This window comes from Pseudonocardia sp. Ae717_Ps2 (assembly GCF_001932475.1).
Classification (GTDB): domain Bacteria; phylum Actinomycetota; class Actinomycetes; order Mycobacteriales; family Pseudonocardiaceae; genus Pseudonocardia.
Window position 1 is genome coordinate 5,347,484 of record NZ_MCIS01000001.1, and the last position, 18,491, is coordinate 5,365,974.

13 protein-coding genes are annotated in these 18,491 nt (G+C 75.6%); 5 read left to right on the plus strand and 8 right to left on the minus strand.

The annotated features are described in order from the left end of the window. The first annotated feature begins 3 nt into the window (after positions 1 to 3). Positions 4 to 702, plus strand: coding sequence for a LytR C-terminal domain-containing protein (locus tag Ae717Ps2_RS24545; protein ID WP_075309832.1), 699 nt, complete (start codon positions 4 to 6; stop codon positions 700 to 702). A gap of 162 nt (positions 703 to 864) precedes the next feature. Here Ae717Ps2_RS24545 and Ae717Ps2_RS24550 read toward each other — a convergent pair whose 3' ends face one another. The 4 genes from Ae717Ps2_RS24550 to glp form a co-directional block, all read right to left on the minus strand. Beyond that, entirely contained in the window at positions 865 to 3,207 is a 2,343-nt protein-coding gene (locus Ae717Ps2_RS24550; protein ID WP_075333941.1) for an AAA family ATPase, read from the minus strand. Positions 3,208 to 3,231: 24 nt separating this feature from the next. Then, positions 3,232 to 4,239 carry a CDP-diacylglycerol--serine O-phosphatidyltransferase gene (gene pssA, locus Ae717Ps2_RS24555; RefSeq protein WP_075309828.1) on the minus strand — a complete coding sequence of 336 codons (1,008 nt, stop codon included), beginning with the start codon at positions 4,237 to 4,239 and terminating at the stop codon, positions 3,232 to 3,234. A gap of 10 nt (positions 4,240 to 4,249) precedes the next feature. Beyond that, positions 4,250 to 4,960 carry a phosphatidylserine decarboxylase gene (locus Ae717Ps2_RS24560; RefSeq protein WP_075333942.1) on the minus strand — a complete coding sequence of 237 codons (711 nt, stop codon included), beginning with the start codon at positions 4,958 to 4,960 and terminating at the stop codon, positions 4,250 to 4,252. A gap of 603 nt (positions 4,961 to 5,563) precedes the next feature. Then, complete coding sequence (gene glp / locus Ae717Ps2_RS24565; RefSeq protein WP_020622656.1) at positions 5,564 to 6,805, minus strand: gephyrin-like molybdotransferase Glp; 1,242 nt, start codon at positions 6,803 to 6,805, stop codon at positions 5,564 to 5,566. A 217-nt stretch (positions 6,806 to 7,022) separates the two neighbouring features. Between glp and groL the strand changes: the two genes are divergently transcribed. Continuing rightward, the gene (gene groL, locus Ae717Ps2_RS24570) at positions 7,023 to 8,651 is read left to right on the plus strand and encodes a chaperonin GroEL (protein WP_075309826.1); all 1,629 of its coding nucleotides are present in this window, start codon (positions 7,023 to 7,025) and stop codon (positions 8,649 to 8,651) included. A gap of 116 nt (positions 8,652 to 8,767) precedes the next feature. Here the strand turns inward: groL and Ae717Ps2_RS24575 are convergent, their stop codons facing one another. After that, entirely contained in the window at positions 8,768 to 9,733 is a 966-nt protein-coding gene (locus Ae717Ps2_RS24575) for a YafY family protein (RefSeq protein WP_075309824.1), read from the minus strand. A 63-nt stretch (positions 9,734 to 9,796) separates the two neighbouring features. On the opposite strand from Ae717Ps2_RS24575, the gene Ae717Ps2_RS24580 reads away from it, so the two are divergent. Next, positions 9,797 to 10,414, plus strand: coding sequence for a TIGR03086 family metal-binding protein (locus Ae717Ps2_RS24580; RefSeq protein WP_075309822.1), 618 nt, complete (start codon positions 9,797 to 9,799; stop codon positions 10,412 to 10,414). 47 nt (positions 10,415 to 10,461) lie between these two features. Here Ae717Ps2_RS24580 and Ae717Ps2_RS39320 read toward each other — a convergent pair whose 3' ends face one another. The 3 genes from Ae717Ps2_RS39320 to Ae717Ps2_RS24595 form a co-directional block, all read right to left on the minus strand. Continuing rightward, a complete protein-coding gene (locus tag Ae717Ps2_RS39320; protein WP_233147673.1) occupies positions 10,462 to 11,079 on the minus strand; it encodes a PspC domain-containing protein in 618 nt (205 codons plus the stop codon). A gap of 140 nt (positions 11,080 to 11,219) precedes the next feature. Continuing rightward, a complete protein-coding gene (locus tag Ae717Ps2_RS24590) occupies positions 11,220 to 11,438 on the minus strand; it encodes a hypothetical protein (RefSeq protein ID WP_075309820.1) in 219 nt (72 codons plus the stop codon). 83 nt (positions 11,439 to 11,521) lie between these two features. After that, complete coding sequence (locus tag Ae717Ps2_RS24595; protein WP_075333943.1) at positions 11,522 to 13,183, minus strand: DNA repair helicase XPB; 1,662 nt, start codon at positions 13,181 to 13,183, stop codon at positions 11,522 to 11,524. 362 nt (positions 13,184 to 13,545) lie between these two features. Here Ae717Ps2_RS24595 and Ae717Ps2_RS24600 point away from each other — a divergent pair, with 362 nt between their 5' ends. Further along, on the plus strand, positions 13,546 to 18,039 hold the full coding sequence (locus Ae717Ps2_RS24600) for a nitrate- and nitrite sensing domain-containing protein (protein ID WP_075333944.1): 4,494 nt from the start codon (positions 13,546 to 13,548) through the stop codon (positions 18,037 to 18,039). After that, positions 18,036 to 18,464 carry a roadblock/LC7 domain-containing protein gene (locus tag Ae717Ps2_RS24605; protein ID WP_020623626.1) on the plus strand — a complete coding sequence of 143 codons (429 nt, stop codon included), beginning with the start codon at positions 18,036 to 18,038 and terminating at the stop codon, positions 18,462 to 18,464. The genes Ae717Ps2_RS24600 and Ae717Ps2_RS24605 overlap by 4 nt, the downstream gene beginning before the upstream one ends. The last annotated feature ends 27 nt before the right edge of the window (positions 18,465 to 18,491 follow it).

Sequence of the window (18,491 nt, forward strand, 5' to 3'; positions counted from 1 at the left end):
ACGATGACCGCACCCGCGTCCGGTGGGCAGTCACCGCTGAAGATCGCCGGTATCGCGCTGGTCGGCGTCGGTGTGGTCGCCGCTGTCGTCGGCCTGATCGGCCTCACCGGCGGCGGTGAGGACGGCGGCAACCAGGCCGCGCCTCCGTCGGCGTCGGCCGAGCCCGCCCCGGCCCCCGCTCCGGGGGACGGCACCGGCGACGGCGCCGTGCCCGGCACCGGCGCCACCCCCGCCCCGGGCACGCCCGGGGAGACCTCACCGTTCACCCCCGGAGCGCCCGGCACGCCGGGCTCCCCCGGGTACGAGGGCGCCGGCCCGGCCGTCGCCGCGCCGCCGCCCGCCGCGGGCTCCGGCCCCGGCTCCGCGGGCCAGGGCGGCTCCGGCTCCGCCGCCGGAGAGGGGTCCGCGGTCGTGGCCCGTCCGGTCGTGCGGATCTACAACAACTCGACCATCCGCGGTCTCGCCGAGAAGGCGGCCGGGGAGTTCCGTACCAACGGTTGGACCGTGTCCCAGGTGCAGAACTACTCCCAGGGCGTCATCCCGACCACGACCGTCTACTACCGGCAGGGCACCACCGAGAAGGCCGCGGCCGAGGAGATCGCGAAGAAGTTCGGCATCCGTTCTGAGCCCCGCTTCGACGGCATCCAGGACGCGACGCCCGGCGTCATCGTCATCGTGACGCGGGACTTCTCCGCCGCCTGACCCGACCGACCGCAGCGGCCCCGGACGATCCGTCCGGGGCCGCTGCGCTGTTCAGGGGCCCGCTGTGCTGTTCCGAGGGTGCTGCGTCGATCCGGGGCGCAGCGCCGTTCCCGGGGTGCTGCGCCGTTCCAGGGGCGCTGCGCCGCCCCGGGCCGCGGCGACTCAGCCGTCGCTGCGGCGGCGGGCGTAGGCCTCCAGCTCGGCGACCTGCGCCGGGTCCAGCGACGCCCGCACGGTGCGACGTGCCGTCGCCAGGTGCGCCGCAGTCACCTCGCCCGCGTCGAGGGACTCCCGCATCGCGGTCAGTGCCGCCTCACGCAGCAGCGCCGCACAGTCCGCCGCCGAGTAACCGTCCAGTTCGGAGGCGAGCGCGTCGAGGTCGACGTCGTCGGCCAGCGGCACGTCGCGGCCCGCCGCGCGCAGGATGTCCGCCCGCGCGTCGGCATCCGGCGGCGGGACGAACACCAGCCGCTCCAGCCGGCCCGGGCGCAGCATCGCCGGGTCGATCAGCTCGGGCCGGTTGGTCGCCCCGACCACGACGACCTCGCGCAGCGGTGTGGCCCCGTCCAGCTCGGTCAGCAGCGCGGCGACGACGCGGTCGGCCACCCCGGCGTCGGTGGAGCCCCCGCGGCGCGGGGCGAGCGCGTCGACCTCGTCGAGGAAGATCAGTGCCGGAGCGGCCTCGGCCGCGCGGCGGAACAGCTCGCGGACCGCCCGCTCGGACTCGCCGACGTACTTGTCGAGCAGCTCGGCGCCCTTCACCGCGAACACGTTGAGGTCACCGGAGCCGGCGAGCGCACGCAGCAGGAACGTCTTGCCGCCGCCCGGCGGGCCGTAGAGCAGCACCCCGCGCGGGGCGTCGACCCCGAGCCGGGCGAACGAGTCCGGGTGGCGCAGCGGCCACAGCACCGCCTCGGTCAGGGCCGCCTTGACCTCGGTCATGTCGCCGACGTCGTCGAGGGTGAGCCCGCCGCTGCCGAGGGTGCCACCACCGGACAGCGAGATCTGGCGGACCGAGCCGACGGCGTCGAGCAGGTCGGACTGGTGGACCTGTTCGGTGGGCTCGGCGCCGCTGCCGCGCAGCGCCGCGCTCACCGCGGCCTCCCGGCGGACCGCGGCCAGGTCCGCGACGACGAAGCCGGGGGTGCGGGCGGCGACCGCGCCCAGGTCGACGTCGTCGGCACGGGGGACGTCGGCCAGCAGCCGCTCCAGCAGCGCACGCCGGGTCGCGGTGTCGGGCAGGCCGACCGACAGCTCGCGGTCCACCAGGTCGGGGGCCCGCAGCCGCGGGTCCAGCGCCTCCGGCTCGGCGCTGGTGACCACGAGCGCCGGCCCGCCGGGCGCGGTCGCCGCGCGCAGCTCGTCGAGGACCAGGGTGGCCAGCGGCGGCGGGTCGGCGGCGGGGAGCAGGGCGTGCGCGTCGTGCACCAGCAGCACCGCGGGGCCGTCGGCACCCGTCGCGCCGGACCCACCGGTGCGGGCCCGGGCGATCGCCGCCCGGACCCGCTCGGCCGCGGCGGCCGGCTCGACGGCGGCGACGGCCGGGGCGACGAGCTCCACGCAGCGCGCGCCCGCCGCCGCGGCCGCGCTGCGCACCAGGGTCGCCTTGCCCGCGCCCTCCGGCCCGGAGACGAGCACGCCGAGCCGGGCGTCGCCGCCGAGCCGGGTCAGCAGCTCCGGGCGGCGGAACATGAGCTCGAACCAGTCCAGCAGCCGGCGCGCGACGGCCTCGTTCGCGGCGAGGTCCTCCAGCGGCACCACCGGCTCGGTGGATCCGGCGGGCCCACCGGGCCCCTCCACGGCCCCCGGAGCGGCTCCCGCGGCAGCGGCCGAGGCTGTGGCGGTGGCCAGGGACGCAGGGGACCTGACGGGCCCGCCAGGGCCGGGGCCCCCGAGCGCAGCCGGGGCGGTGCCGCCGGTGTCCCCGGAATCCCCCGTGTCCCCGGTGTCCCGACCGCCCTGCCAGCCCACCACCGTCGACGGCGTCACCACCACCGGTCCGGCCGGATCGGCGACGGCGACGGTCAGCAGCTCAGAGGTCCACGTCCCGCCGACGGCCGCGGCCAGCGCACGACGCACCGAGCGGACGTCGGACCCGGCCGCCGGGGCGATGTCCTGCGGGAGCAGGGACACGGCGTCACCGCGTACCAGGACCTTCCCCATCAGGGCGAGTCGCAGCGTCGCCGGGGCGACCGTGGCGGTGGTCAGCGCGGACCCGACCAGGCGCACCTCCCGGGCCGCGGTGACCGGCGCCGGCGCGACGACGACGGTCGCACCGTCGGTCAGCCCGGCGTTGGAGAGGGTGACGTCGTCGAGCCGGGCCTGCCCGTGCGGGTCGCCCGGCGCACCGGCGACGGCGAGCGCCGCGGTGACCCGGGCCCCGGTGAGGGTCACCGCGTCCCAGGAGCGCAGGCCGAGCGCGGCGAGCACCTCGGGGTGCAGCCGGACGACACCACGGCGGGCGTCGGCGGCCGCGGGGGCCAGTCGGGCGACGAGCTCCAGCACGGGCGGTCCTCCGGAGGGTCGGGGTCAGCGACGGCGCAGGCCGAGGCGGCGGCCGGAACCGCGGGGCGCGGCGGCGACGCCCGGACCGCGCGGGTCCCGGACGGCGCGGGTGTCGCGCAGGCCGTCGCGGCGGGCCTCGCCCTCCGGGTCGAGCCGTCGCCGGACACCCCTGGCCACCGCCCCGGCCCGGCCGGCGACCCGGCGGCGCAGCGGCGGTCGCAGACCGAGCCGACGGGCGGACCGGGCCGCGCGGGCGACGGCGCGGCGCTGGCGGGTCGGCACGTCCCACGCCTCGGGGTGGCGCGAGAGCCAGCGGTAGCGGTAGGCCGTCCAGGGCAGGAGCAGCAGATAGGCGACCCCGGCGACGGCGATGCCGAGGAACGGGATCGTGATCAGGATCGCGACGACCGCGGCCACGCCGACCAGCAGCCAGCGGGTGGCGCGGGGCGAGACCCGGACCGTCTTGAGCGACAGCGTCGGGATGCGGCTGACCATGAGCCCGGCCGTGACCAGCGCCCAGACCCCGACCAGCGGCCGCTCCGACCACCAGCCCTGGCCGAAGTGCAGCCAGAGGTAGAGCGGGATGCCCGCGGTCAGCGCGGCCGCGGGGGCCGGGACGCCGACGAAGAACTCGCGGGCGAACGGCGGGGCGCTGTCGTCGTCGATCAGGGTGTTGAAACGTGCCAGGCGCAGCGCCATGCACACCGCGAACACCAGGGCCACGATCCAGCCGGCCCGGGTCCCCTCGAACGCCCAGATGTAGATGACCAGGGCGGGGGCGACGCCGAAGGACACCAGGTCGGCCAGCGAGTCGAGCTCGGCGCCGATCCGGCTGGACGCGTCGAGCAGCCGGGCCAGGCCACCGTCGAGGGCGTCGCAGAGCGCGGCCACGAGGATGGCGACGATCGCGAAGTCGAAGCGCGACTGGAGCGCGAAGTAGACCGCGGTCAGGCCCGCGCAGAGGTTGAGGACGGTGACCGCGTTGGGCAGCAGCCGCACGCCGGCCGGGTATCCGCCGGCGGGGCGGGACATCCCCACGACCTCAGCGCTCCGCCGCCTCGGCCACCAGGCCGAGCACGGTCTCCCCGCCCACGGTCCGCTGGCCGGGGCGGACCAGCGCGGTCGTCCCTGGCGGGAGGTAGGTGTCCACCCGCGACCCGAACCGGATGAGACCGAACCGCTCGCCCGCGGCGACCTCGTCGCCGTCGCGCAGGGCGCAGACGATCCGGCGGGCCAGCAGGCCGGCGATCTGCACGACCCCGACCCCGACACCGTCGGCGCGGACCACGGTGATCGCGTTGCGCTCGTTGTCCTCGCTGGCCTTGTCCAGGTCCGCCGACAGGAACGTGCCGGGCGTGTACTGGACCCGCGCGACGCGGCCGTGCACCGGCACCCACTGGACGTGCACGTCCAGCACGGTCAGGAAGATCGAGACCCGGGCGTGCGGGACGCGCGGCAGGTCGAGCTCGGCGGGCGGGACCGTCTCGGTCACGGTGGCGACCGTGCCGTCGGCGGGGGCCAGCACGGCGTCGGTGCGCAGCGGCGGGGTGCGGACGGGGTCGCGGAAGAACAGCGCGGTGGCCGCGGTGGCGAGCAGGCCCGGCAGGGTGCCGCGGCCGGTGAGGGCGCGCACTCCCGCCGCGGCGAGCGCCACACCGGCGACGATCGGACGGCCACCCGGGTGCATCGGGGGGATCGCGTCCCGGACCAGCCGGGCGATGTGGGTCGGGGAGGTCCCGGTTCCTTCGGCCATGGTGGGTCGTCGGCTCCTGATGCTCCGGTAGGGGATCACCAACGCTACGCGGGCACCACGGACGCCCGTCCGGCGGGACGACCGGGACACGCCGAGGATCCGGGGGTCCCCGTGCCGGGGTGCGACCGGTGGAACGATTGGCCGTTCGTGCCCGACGCCGTCCGCATGCGGTGCGCGATCCCGCGGGCCCGGTCGACGGCACAAAAAGGGCCGGGGCCGTCGTCCCCCGAGACGACGACCCCGGCCGTGGAACCGCTCGTCCGCTCCCCAGCGACGGGCGGTGGGTCTTGTGCTGTAAAGGGTCTACCCCTCCACAGCGGAAAGTATTCCTCTCCGACGACCGGCAGTCCAGATCACGACGGATGTCCGCCGTGATCTACCTCTTTCGGCCGAACGGACACCCTCCACGACGTCGCGCGCGGTGAGATCGTTGCCCCGGCTGCCCATGAAACAGCTCACACTTTCGGCGCAGCCGCACATCCGCGTGAGTGGCAGGCCCGTTGCACAGCGCAGTCCTGCTGGCGACACCCGGACGCCATGCCGGCCCGCTCGGCTCCGCAGGTCACCGTTCGGCGCGGCACACGCACGACCACCGACGTCGGGTCACGGGGCGTCGAGCAGCCAGACCGCGACCTGCTCGCCGTCGGCGACGGCGGTCGTGTCGGCGGGCAGGTCGATCAGGCAGTCGGCCCTGGCGAGCGCCGCGATCAGGTGCGACCCGGTGGATCCCACCTCCGACACGGTCCCGGCTGCGGCGTCGAGCAGGCCGCGCCGGAACTGGCGGCGCCCGGCGGGCGAGGAGAGCGCCCCGGACAGCCGCGCGGTCACCACCGGCCGCGCCGGCGCGGGATGGCCGACCGCCGCCCGGAGCGCGGGCCGGACGAACACCTCGAACGACACCTGCGAGCTCACCGGGTTCCCGGGCAGGGTGACCGTGGCGACCTCGACCCCGCCCAGCTCCAGCCGTCCGCAGCCCTGCGGGCCGCCGGGCTGCATCGCGACCTTGCCGAACTCCACGCCGTGGCCGGTCATGGCGTCCTTGACGACCTCGTAGGCGCCCGCGCTCACCCCGCCGGAGGTGAGGACCAGGTCCACGCCCTCGCCGACCCGCTCCGCGAGCACCGCCCGGAACCGCTCGACGTCGTCGGGGACGAAGGACAGCTGCTCGGCGGTCCCGCCGGCCTCCCGGACCGCGACGGCGAGCATCGTGCCGTTGGACTCGTAGATCTGCCCCGGCTCCAGCGCGCCGCCCGGGGCGACGAGCTCCGAGCCGGTGGACAGCACCAGCACGTGCGGGCGGCGGCGCACCGGCAGCTCAGCCCGGCCGACGGCGGCGGCGAGCCCGATCTGGGGGGCGGCCAGCACGGTCCCGGCCCGCAGCACGACGGCGCCGGCCGCCGCGTCCTCCCCCGCCCGGCGCACGAACGCGCCCACCTCGGGGGCCTCGGTGATCCGGACCCGCTCGACGCCGGCGTCGGTCCGCTCCACCGGCACGATCGCGTCGGCACCCGCGGGCACCGGGGCGCCCGTCATGATCCGGGCGACCGTGCCCGGCGCCAGCGCGGGGACGTCGGTGCGCCCGGCCGGGATGTCGGTCGACACCGCGAACTCCAGCGGCGCCCCGGGGGACGCGCCGGCCAGCTCGGCGGCGCGCACCGCGTAGCCGTCCATCGCGGAGTTGTCGAAGGGCGGCAGCGCGACGCCCGCCGTCAGGTCCTCGGCCAGCACCCGGCCGCTCGCCTCGGCCAGCGCGACCTGCTCGGTCCCGGTCGGCGGGAGCAGGGCCGCGACCGCCGCGGCATGCTCGGAGACGGTGCGCGGACCGGCCTGCGACCAGGTGCTCATGACCCCATCCTGCCCGCCCCCGCGCGAGGCCCGCAGCCGGGCGGGCCCGCTTGCACTCTCCACGGGCGAGTGCTAGAAACGGGCTCAGCATCCACTGGCACTCGTGTCCGTGGAGTGCCAAGGTCGGGTCGGTGAGTCCGGCGCAGGGTTGCCGGGCGTCCGTCGCGGGCACCGCATCCGATCACTCGACTCACCTCTATCGGAGGGCAACACCCCCATGGCGAAGCAGATCGCGTTCGACGAGGAGGCCCGTCGCGGCCTCGAGCGGGGCATGAACACCCTCGCCGACGCCGTCAAGGTGACGCTGGGCCCGAAGGGCCGCAACGTCGTGCTCGAGAAGAAGTGGGGCGCGCCGACCATCACCAACGATGGTGTGTCGATCGCCAAGGAGATCGAGCTCGAGGACTCCTGGGAGAAGATCGGCGCCGAGCTGGTGAAGGAGGTCGCCAAGAAGACCGACGACATCGCCGGTGACGGCACCACCACCGCCACCGTGCTGGCCCAGGCGCTGGTCCGTGAGGGCCTGCGCAACGTGGCCGCCGGCGCGAACCCGATGTCGCTCAAGCGCGGGATCGAGAAGGCCACCGAGGCCGTCTCCCAGGCGCTGCTGAAGTCGGCCAAGGAGATCGAGACCAAGGAGCAGATCGCTGCCACGGCCTCCATCTCGGCCGCCGACCCGCAGATCGGCGAGCTCATCGCCGAGGCGATGGACAAGGTCGGCAAGGAAGGCGTCATCACGGTCGAGGAGTCGCAGACCTTCGGGCTCGGGCTCGAGCTCACCGAGGGCATGCGCTTCGACAAGGGCTACATCTCGCCCTACTTCGTGACCGACGCCGAGCGCATGGAGGTCGAGCTCGAGGACCCGTACGTCCTCCTCGTCTCCTCCAAGATCTCGACCGTCAAGGACCTGCTCCCGCTGCTGGAGAAGGTCATGCAGTCGGGCAAGCCGCTGGCCATCATCGCCGAGGACGTCGAGGGCGAGGCCCTGGCCACCCTGGTCGTCAACAAGATCCGTGGCACCTTCAAGTCCGTCGCCGTCAAGGCCCCGGGCTTCGGTGACCGCCGCGAGGCGATGCTCGCCGACATGGCCATCCTGACCGGTGGCGAGGTCATCTCGGAGAAGGTCGGTCTCAAGCTCGACACCGCCGACCTGTCCCTGCTGGGCACCGCCCGCAAGGTCGTCGTGACCAAGGACGAGACGACCATCGTCGACGGCGCCGGTGACGCCGACCAGATCGCCGGCCGGGTCAACCAGATCCGCGCCGAGATCGACCGCACCGACTCCGACTACGACCGCGAGAAGCTCCAGGAGCGCCTCGCCAAGCTGGCCGGCGGCGTCGCCGTCATCAAGGCCGGCGCGGCGACCGAGGTCGAGCTCAAGGAGCGCAAGCACCGCATCGAGGACGCCGTCCGCAACGCGAAGGCGGCCGTCGAGGAGGGCATCGTCGCCGGCGGCGGCGTGGCGCTCATCCAGGCCGGTGCCGGCCTGTTCGAGGGCCTCGGCCTGGACGGTGACGAGGCCACCGGCGCGAACATCGTCAAGGTCGCGCTGGAGGCCCCGCTCAAGCAGATCGCGGTCAACGCCGGCCTCGAGGGCGGCGTCGTCGCGGAGAAGGTCCGCAACCTGCCCACCGGTGAGGGCCTCGACGCCGCCACCGGCGAGTACAAGGACCTCATCAAGGCCGGGATCATCGACCCCGCCAAGGTGACCCGCTCGGCGCTGCAGAACGCGGCCTCCATCGCGGCCCTGTTCCTCACCACCGAGGCGGTCATCGCCGACAAGCCGGAGAAGGGCGGCGGCGCCCCCGCCGACCCGACCGGTGGCATGGGCGGCATGGACTTCTGATCGGTCCTGCCTCACCAGGCACACAGCACCACCCCGCGGGGCGGTACCGGTTCGCCGGTGCCGCCCCGCGACGCGTCCGGGGGGCGCCCGTCGGGGGTCGCGGTCGGGGGTCGCGGTCACCCCAGCGCGGCGACGGCCGCGCGGGCCCGCTCCCGCAACGCCGTCAGCAGCTCCGGCGGGTCCAGCACCCGCACGTCCGGCAGGAGCGGCCACAGCGCCCGTCCGGCGTGGGCGAGGTCCCCGAACGCGGCGACCACCTCGGTCGTCCCGTCCCGGGTCCGCTCCTCCTCGACCGTGACGGCGGACAGCGCCTCCCGGCGGTCGGCGGGCAGCGCGAGCCGGACCCGGAGCCCGGGCCGCCGCGCCCGGAAGTTTTCGCGACGGCGCAGCCACAGCTCCTCCAGGTCGACGCCCTCGGGCCGGTGCGCGGCCTCGGCCAGCGGCTCGGCCTCCTCGATCCGCGACACCCGGTAGGTGCGGTCCTCCCCGTCGCGCAGCGCCAGCAGGTACCAGCGCCCCGCCGCCTGGACGAGCCCGACCGGGTCGACGACGCGCTCGGCGGCGGGCCCGGGCTCCGCCCCCGGCCGGGTCCCGGCCCGGTAGCGGATGCGGAGCCGGACCCCGCCGAACACCGCGCGCTGGACGGCGGTGAGCACGTCGGTGGTCGCGCCGTCGTCGGTGTCGCGCAGCCAGCCACCGCGCCGGACGAGTACCCGTCCGGCGGCGTCGGTGGCCTGCTCCCGGGCCGCGTCCGGCAGCGCGGCGACGATCTTGCGCATGGCCGAGGCGAACTCCGTGCCCAGCCCGAGCGCGCCGGGCGTCGACGTCGCGCCGGAGCCGAGCAGCGCGACCGCCTCCGCCGGGGTCAGGCCGGTGAGGTCGGTGGTAAAGCCCGGCAGCAGCGCGAAGCCGCCGTGCCTGCCGCGTTCGGCGTAGACGGGGATGCCCGCGGCGGACAGGGCCTCGACGTCGCGCAGCACGGTGCGCTCGGAGACCTCCAGCTCGCGGGCGAGCACGGCGGCGGTCGCCCGGCCGCGGTGACGCAGCAGGAGCACGAGGGACAGGAGCCGGTCGGCGCGCACGTCCCGGAGAGTGCCACGGAATCATGACAGGAGATGTCAGGTATCGCGGGCACGCTGACGCCCATGACGAACGCGACGCTCACCACCGACCCCCGTCCCGCCTACCTGGCCGCCCTCGACTGGGTCGCCGACCTCGCGAGGGCCGTCCCCGCGGACCGGATGGCCGACCCCACCCCCTGCGACGGCTTCGACGTCCGCACCCTGCTCGCGCACCTGGTCACGACGCTGCGCCGACCGGCGTCGATCGCCGCCGGGACCGACCCGCTGGCCCATCCGGTGGTCAGCGAGGACGTGCTCGACGACCCGGCGACCGCCTACGTCGCCGAGGCGGCGGCGCTGAAGGCCGTCTGGGCAGGCCCCGAGGGCGAGGCGCTGCTCGATCGGGTCGCGCGGCTGGCGTTCGGCGAGGTCCCGGCGCGGACCGCGCTGACCGTGTTCCTGAACGAGACGCTCGTGCACGGCTGGGACCTGGCCGTCGCGACCGGGCAGGACCCGGAGGCCGACCCGGACCTGGCGACGACGGCGCTCGCCACCGCCCGCGCGTTCCTGCCCGCCGAGCCGCGTGGCGGCCCGGTGCCGTTCGGGCCGGTCGTGGAGCACCGTCCGGAGGCGGGACCGACCGAACGGCTGGCCAACTGGTCGGGCCGGGTGTCGACGGGCTGGGTGACGACGGCCGGGTGACGACGGGCCGGGCGGGCCGACGGAGGGACTGAGCTCCCGGCACTGGCTCAGGCGGCGGGCGCGATCAGCCAGACGGCGAGGTACACCAGCGCTGCCGCGCCGCCGGTGAACAGGGTGAGGACGAGGACCGCGATGCGCAGCAGCGCGGGATCCACACCCAGGTCGGCGGCGAGACCACCGCAGACACCGCCGAGCATCCGGTCGGTGCTGCTGCGCCGGAGCCGGAACGCGGCGACGCGGTCGCCGATCCCGGGCGTCGCGGGCCGGGGCCCGGCGCCGGAGGGGCCTCCGGCAGGCGTGCCGGGGTGCGCGGACGGCCCGGGAGCGCCGGCCCCGAGGTCCCCGAACGGGCCGGGCCCGGCCGCGTCGGGGCCGGAGGCGGCGGGAGCGGCGGTGGGAGCGGGGGCAGGGGTCGCGCTCTCCTCGACCATCGGCACCCGGTCGGTGACCGGATCGGTCTCGGTGCGTCCGGTACCTCCGGCGTCGGGATCCGCGGCGATCCGGGCGGTCGGCTGCTCGTCGAACCCGGTGATCCCCGTGATCTCGGTGTTGCTCTCGGTGCTGATCTCGGTGCCGTTCTCGATGATCCCGGTGCCGCGCTCGGCGCTCTCGAAGGCGTCGGTCCCGGTCGACGCGGTACCGGTCGTGCTCGTGTTGTTCTCCATGGCTCCACGGTGTCGCCCGGGCGCCCGCCGGGACTCGGGACGAGCCCGGAGACCGACCCGGAACCGCACCGCCCCGTCTCAGGGCCCGGCACCGCCTGTCTCAGGGCCCGGCACCGCCCGGCCCGGGGTCACGGCGGCGCTCAGCCGGGCGGGCGGGGCCTCTGCGGACGGCCGCACGGCGGCGGCTCGACCGGACGACGCCGCACCGGCGGCACCGCGGACGGCGGACCCGGCCGGGGCGGCGGCTCGGGCACCTGCCGGTCCCGCATGCGCAGCACGCGCCCGAGCACCAGCGCGACGACGACCGACACGACCAGCCACGCCGCGACCCCGACGAGGACCCAGAGGGCGGTCGGCATGCGCCCTCCTCCGGCGTCGTGGACTCGACTCAGTGTGCCCCTGATCAGCGACGCGCGGAGGTCGCGCGTCCGGGTGAGCGTGCTCAGCCGGCGTCGGGCAGGGCGGGCCCGAGGAGGTCGTCGGCGTCGACGATCCGGTAGGCGTAGCCCTGCTCGGCGAGGAACCGCTGCCGGTGCGCGGCGTAGTCGGTGTCCACGGTGTCGCGGGACACCACCGAGTAGAAGTGCGCCTGGCGACCGTCGTTCTTCGGGCGCAGCAGCCGGCCGAGCCGCTGGGCCTCCTCCTGCCGGGACCCGAACGTCCCGCTGACCTGCACCGCGATCGTCGCCTCCGGCAGGTCGATGGAGAAGTTCGCGACCTTGGAGACGACCAGGGTCGTGATCTCGCCGCGGCGGAAGGCGTCGAACAGCTTCTCGCGCTCCCGGTTGCGGGTGGAGCCCTGGATGACCGGGGCGCCGAGCTTCTCCCCCAGCGCGTCGAGCTGCTCCAGGTAGGCCCCGATGACCAGCGTCTGCTCCCCCTTGTGCCGGTCCAGGATCGCCTGCACGACGTTGAGCTTGGTGTCCGCCGTCGACGCCGTCCGGTAGCGCTCCTCGGCGTCGGCCGTCGCGTACGACATGCGCTCGGCCTCGGTCAGCGTGACCCGCACCTCGATGCACTCGGCCGGCGCGATCCAGCCCTGGGCCTCGATGTCGCGCCACGGGGCGTCGTAGCGCTTGGGGCCGATCAGGGAGAACACGTCGCCCTCACGGCCGTCCTCGCGGACCAGGGTCGCGGTGAGGCCGAGCCTGCGACGGGACTGCAGGTCCGCCGTCATCCGGAAGACCGGGGCCGGCAGGAGGTGCACCTCGTCGTAGACGACCAGGCCCCAGTCGCGGGAGTCGAACAGCTCCAGGTGCTTGTACTCGCCCTTGGTCTTGCGGGTGACGACCTGGTAGGTGGCGATGGTGACCGGGCGGATCTCCTTCTTCTCGCCCGAGTACTCGCCGATCTCCTCCTCGGTCAGCGACGTCCGCGCGACGAGTTCGCGCTTCCACTGCCGCCCGGACACGGTGTTGGTGACCAGGATCAGGGTGGTCGCGCCGGCCTTGGCCATCGCGGCCGCACCGACCAGGGTCTTGCCCGCGCCGCAGGGCAGCACGACCACGCCCGAGCCGCCCTCCCAGAACCCGTCGACGGCGTGGCGCTGGTAGTCGCGCAGCGTCCAGCCGTCCTGCTCCAGGGCGATCGGGTGGGCCTCGCCGTCGACGTAGCCCGCGAGGTCCTCGGCGGGCCAGCCGACCTTGAGCAGCGCCTGCTTCAGGTGCCCCCGCTCGGACGGGTGGACCACGACGGTGTCGTCGTCCACCCGGGCGCCCAGCATCGGGCTGATCTTCTTCTGCCGGAGGATCTCCTCCAGCACGGCACGGTCCAGCGCGGTGAGGACGAGGCCGTGCGCGGGGTGGTTGGACAGCTGCAGCCGCCCGTAGCGCCCCATCGTGTCGACGACGTCGACCAGCAGCGGCTGGGGGACCGGGTAGCGGGCCCAGCGGACCAGCGCGTCGACGACCTGCTCGGCGTCGTGCCCGGCGGCACGCGCGTTCCACAGGGCCAACGGGGTGACGCGGTAGGTGTGGACGTGCTCGGGTGCCCGCTCCAGCTCGGCGAAGGGCGCGATGGCCGCACGGGCCGCCGCGGAGTCGGGGTGGTCGACCTCGAGCAACAGCGTCTTGTCGGACTGCACGATCAGGGGGCCGTCGGTCACGGAACGAATCCTCTCGAGGCCGGAGAACGGGGCGTGGCGGGTCCGCCGGACGCCGAGCGGAGACGAACGGTCGGCGTGTGTCACGTCACGTGACGACGAAGCAACCGGCCATACGCCACTCGGGAGACGAGGGTTCCGGGGGCTAGACTCGGCAGCCGTCCGTCACGCACAGACGGGACCCGACACGACCCTATCCGTCCGACTCCCCCGGGACGCGGCAACCGCCGCCCCGTGTCGGTCGCGATGCGGTCGAGCGGTCCCGTCGTGACCCCGAAAGGCGCACCGGACCAGCTGATGCTCCCCGACCTCGTGCCCGCCGCGCCGCCCGTCCCCGGACCGGAGACCGACAGGGAGATCTCGCCGTGACCACCGTGACCAGCACGGAACGCCCGAGCACGTGGTCGGAGCGACTCGACCCGCGGAACTGGAGCCTGGTCGCCAAGCTGGCGGTCGTCGGCCTGGTCCCCACGGTCCTCGCCCTGTCCATCGGCGCCATCCGCGTCGTCGACCAGGCCAACGTGGCCGAGGAGCTCAGCCGCGGCAGCGGACTGGTCGACGTGCACCGCCAGATCGAGACGCTGACCGGCGCGCTGCAGAACGAGCGCGACGCCGCGGTCCGCTTCGTGGCGGGCAACCGGCTCGGTGACCGGGCCGTCGTCGAACGGGCGCAGGCCACGACCGACCAGGCGCTGCAGGCCACGACGGCAGGGCTCGACACCGCCGAGCAGCAGGCCCCCGACCTGGCCACGGCCCGCCGGCAGGCGGACACCACACTGGGCCAGCTGCCGGTCATCCGGTCGCAGGTCGCCGAGGGCCCGACCCCGGCCGCCGACCTCACCGGCCGCTACACCGCGGTCGTCCAGCGCACGCTGGGACTCGACCGGGCCCTGGTGGGGCGGCTGCAGACCGCCGACACCGCGGGTCTGACCACGGCGATCACCGCCGGGGCGAGCGCCCGCGAGGCCCTGCAGCTCGAGCGCACCGTGATCGGTGGCGCGCTCGCCGCGGGGACGCTGGAGGAGCAGCAGCGCGCACAGGCCACCGGCGCCGAGGCCTCGTTCCAGGCCGCGGCCGGTGACTTCCAGTCGTCGCTGACGCCGGAGCAGGCCCAGTCCTTCGGGAATTTCGCCGCGGGCCAGGCGAACGCCGAGCGCAACGCCCTGCGCGACCAGGCGCTGTCGGTCCCGCCGGGCGTCGCACCGCCGGTCGACCCGAACGCGTGGAACACCGCCGTCGACCGGTCGGTCGCCGCGGTCGACCAGTCCACGGCGGCCGCCCAGCAGGCGTTCGTCGACGGCCGGGCCAGGGCCGCCGAACAGGCGGGCAACACCGCGGGCCTCAACTCCGTGCTGCTGATGCTCACGATCCTGCTGACCGCGGGGATCATCCTGCTGCTGGGCCGGCAGATGGTCCGTTCGCTGCGCCTGCTGCGCAGCTCGGCGCTCGAGGTCGCGGAGCAGAAGCTGCCCGCGGCGGTTCAGGGCATGCGCTCCGGTCAGGCACCGAACGCGCTCGTCGAGCCGGTCCCGCTGGACAGCCGCGACGAGATCGGCCAGGTGGCGCGGGCCTTCGACGCCGTGCACGGCCAGGCCATCCGCCTCGCCGCCGACCAGGCCGCGCTGCAGCAGAACGTCAACTCGATGTTCGTCAACCTCTCCCGCCGGTCGCAGGCACTGGTCGAGCGCCAGCTGCAGCTGATCGAGCAGCTGGAGAGCAACGAGCAGGACCCGGACCAGCTGTCGAACCTGTTCCAGCTGGACCACCTCGCGACCCGTATGCGCCGCAACAGCGAGAACCTGCTGGTCCTCGCGGGCACCGACCTGGCGAAGCGGAACGTGGCGCCGGTGCAGGTCGTGGACGTCCTGCGGGCCGCGGTGTCGGAGGTCGAGCAGTACCAGCGGGTCGTCGTGCAGACCCCGCCGAACGCGACGATCGCCGGTCGTGCCGCGAACGACCTCGTGCACCTGCTGGCCGAGCTGCTGGACAACGCGACGAACTTCTCGCCGCCGGACTCGCAGGTCGTCATGACGACGACCCGCACCGCCGACGAGTCGCTGCTGATCGAGATCTCCGACCGCGGCGTCGGCATGACCGACTCCGAGCTGGTCGACGCCAACCAGCGTCTGTCCGGCCCGGCCGAGGTCGACGTGTCGGCGTCGCGGCGGATGGGTCTGTTCGTGGTCGGTCGGCTGGCCGCCCGGCACCGCGTCGGCGTCCGGCTCGCCTCGGCCGCCGTCGGCGGCGGCTCCGGTGGGCTGAGCGCCTCGGTGACCGTGCCGCCGCAGCTGGTGCCCTCGGCGCAGCTGCCCGAGCAGCGCCGCGACGGCGATCCGGGCGGCTGGGGCGGCGTGCCGCCCCAGGGTGGCGACCAGCACGCCCCGCAGGTGCCCGCCCCGGCGCTGACCGGTGGCGGAGCACCCGACGGGCCCCCGTCGGCCGCCCCGACCGCGGTGAACGGGAACGGTCGCGGTGGTCCGCTGCCATCGATGGTCGCGGGCTCCGACGGCCCGATGACCCCGACCTTCGAGGCCGGTGCGTCCTCGTCCACGACGCCGCGCAACGGCTCGGGCTCGAGCCTGCCGACGCGCCGTCCGGGGTCGTCGCTGACGAAGAACGCGGCCCCCGGCGACGCCGGTGGGCAGACCGCCGACGGACCGGCCCCGACCCTGAACGGGTCCGCCCCGCAGGGTCTGTCGGCCTTCGCGCCGTCGCAGGACGGGGGGCGCGACGCGCGTACCCCGGCCGACGTCTTCACCCCGGCCGACGAGGCAGGCCCTGGTCCCGCCGACGGCGACTCCCCGCGCGGCGCCGAGGCGTTCCGGGGCACCGGCCCCGCGCCGCACGGCGCCGACGACCGCCCGTCCGGCGACGCCGGCCCCGGCGCCGAGGCCCTCGCCGACACAGAGGACGGCACCGAGGGCACCGAGTCGACCGCGGCCCTGGCCGACGGCACCGACAGCACCGACGGCACCGACAAGGCCGACAGCACCGAACGCGCCGGCACCGAGGCGGACCGCTCCGGCGGCACCGCTGCCCCGTCGGCGGCGGCCGCACTCGGGCTGGTGGGCGCCGCTGCGGCGGCCACCGCGGCCCGGGCACGCGGTGACCGCGACATGGACGACACCGTCGTCCTGGACCGGGCGATCGGCGACGGTCCCGAGGACCACCGGCAGGCCCCGGCCGACGACGAGCGCTCCGAGGCGACCGACGCCGGATCCGACGACCGGGACGGGGCCGGTCAGGACAGTGCCGATCAGGACCGTGCCGCCCCGGGCACCGACGGGACCCCGGACCACCGGATCACCGGCACGGTCGCCGACCGGGACACCGACGGCGCCGCCGAGGACTCCACCGACGGGACCACCCCGCAGGAGACCCCGGTCGCGGCCCGCACGAACGGCATCGCGCCGTTCCCCCCGGCCCCCGCCGACCGCGCGGACGTCCCCGGCACCGACGGTGACGCCCAGGACAAGGCCGGCGCCGCGGACACTGCCGACACCGAGGTGAGCGCCCCGTCCGGCGACACCGACCACGCCGACACCTCCGGGGTCGCCGAGGTCGAGGCGGGCCACACCGGGCCCGACCTCGCCGAGGACGACGCCACCGGTGCCGCCGGTGCCGCCGGCTCGACGGACACTCCCGGAACCGGTGCCGACGGCGCCCGCCCCGCGGACACCGCAGCCGAGGACGGCGCCGCCCGGAGCACCGGGCCCGGAGACAGCGGCACCGGGGACAGCAGCACCGGCGATGGCAGGACCGGGGACACCGGCCCGACGCGCAGCGACCCCGAGACCGCGGGATTCCCGACGGTCCGCACGTCCGGCCGCACGCCGATGGGCGGACCGCTCCCGGCCCGCACCAACGGGACCCGCCCCTCGCCGTCGCGCCGCCCGGTCATGCCGGTCCGCGGCGCCGGGCCGGCGCTGCCCACCCGCGGTCCGGGCCGCCAGGGCCCGCCCCCGGCACCGGCCCGCGGCCCGCAGCAGCCCGCACCCCAGCAGGCTCAGCCGGTCCAGCAGCAGGCGCGTCCGGGTCAGCAGGTCCAGCCGGCGACGGGCCGGCAGGAGCCCGCACCGCTGCCGAAGCGCGAGGGTGGCCGGGCCGGCGGTCCGGCGAGCCTCGCCGCGGCCTCCGCCGGCTCCTCGCAGGACGAGCTGTTCGCGCCGAAGGTGGCCGTCGAGGGCGATCGGGGTCAGCTCCGGCGCCCCGGGGCGGTCGAGTCGGCCCGGGCCCAGACCGGGTTCGACATGGGTCAGACCACCCCGATCTTCGACGACATCGCCTCGGCCTGGTTCCGCTCGAACCGGTCGGTGCCGGTCCGCTGGCAGGACGCCGCCGGCCCGAACGGTGGCGCCCCGGCCGGTGCCCCGGCCCCTGCCACGGCCGACGCCCCGGCGCCCCCGGCGGCCTTCGCCTCCCCCGACGACGACGTCTGGCGGCAGGCCCGCGAGGCCACCGACGGCGACGAGTCGGAGACCGCCGGTGACGAGCTGACGACCGCCGGACTGCCCAAGCGACGCCCGCGGGCGCGACTGCTCCCGGGCAGTGCGGCAGGATCGACCGTGCTCAGCCCCGCTCCGGCGGAGCCGAGGGACGCCGAGAGCGTCCGTGGCCGTCTCGCCAGCTACCAGCAGGGCGTGCGTCAGGGCCGGGAGAGCGCTTCCGGTGTCCGTCGCAACGCACTCACCGGCACGACCGAGACGGTCGACGGCGACTCCGATCCGCAGGACCAGCACGACCCGCAGGACCAGCACGACCGGCAGGGCCCCCGGGCCCCGCAGGACACCACCGCGACCGGCACCCCCGAGCCCGCCGCGGACCGACCGAACTCGTCCGACCCCGAGGAGAACCAGTGAGGGCACCGCAGGCACAGCCGAGCCAGAGCCGTTTCGGCTGGCTGGTCACCAACTTCGCGGAGCGCGTCCCGGGTGTCGCGCACGCCATCGTGGTGTCGACCGACGGACTGCTGCTGACCGCCTCCGACCGGCTGCCGCGCGACCGGGCCGACCAGCTCGCCGCCGTCGCATCCGGTCTGGTCAGCCTGACCCAGGGCGCCGCGCGCTGCTTCGACGCCGGTGGCGTCGTGCAGACCGTCGTCGAGATGGACCGCGGGATCGTGCTGCTGATGTCGATCAGCGACGGGTCCTGCCTGGCCGTGCTCGCCTCGCCGAGCTGCGACATCGGCCTCGTCGGCTACGAGATGACGCTGCTGGTCGACCGGGTCGGCCAGCTGCTCACCCCGGAGCTGCGCGCCGAGCTGCAGGGCTCGTTCGGGCCCTGAGGCCACGACTCCGGACCCGAGGACGCG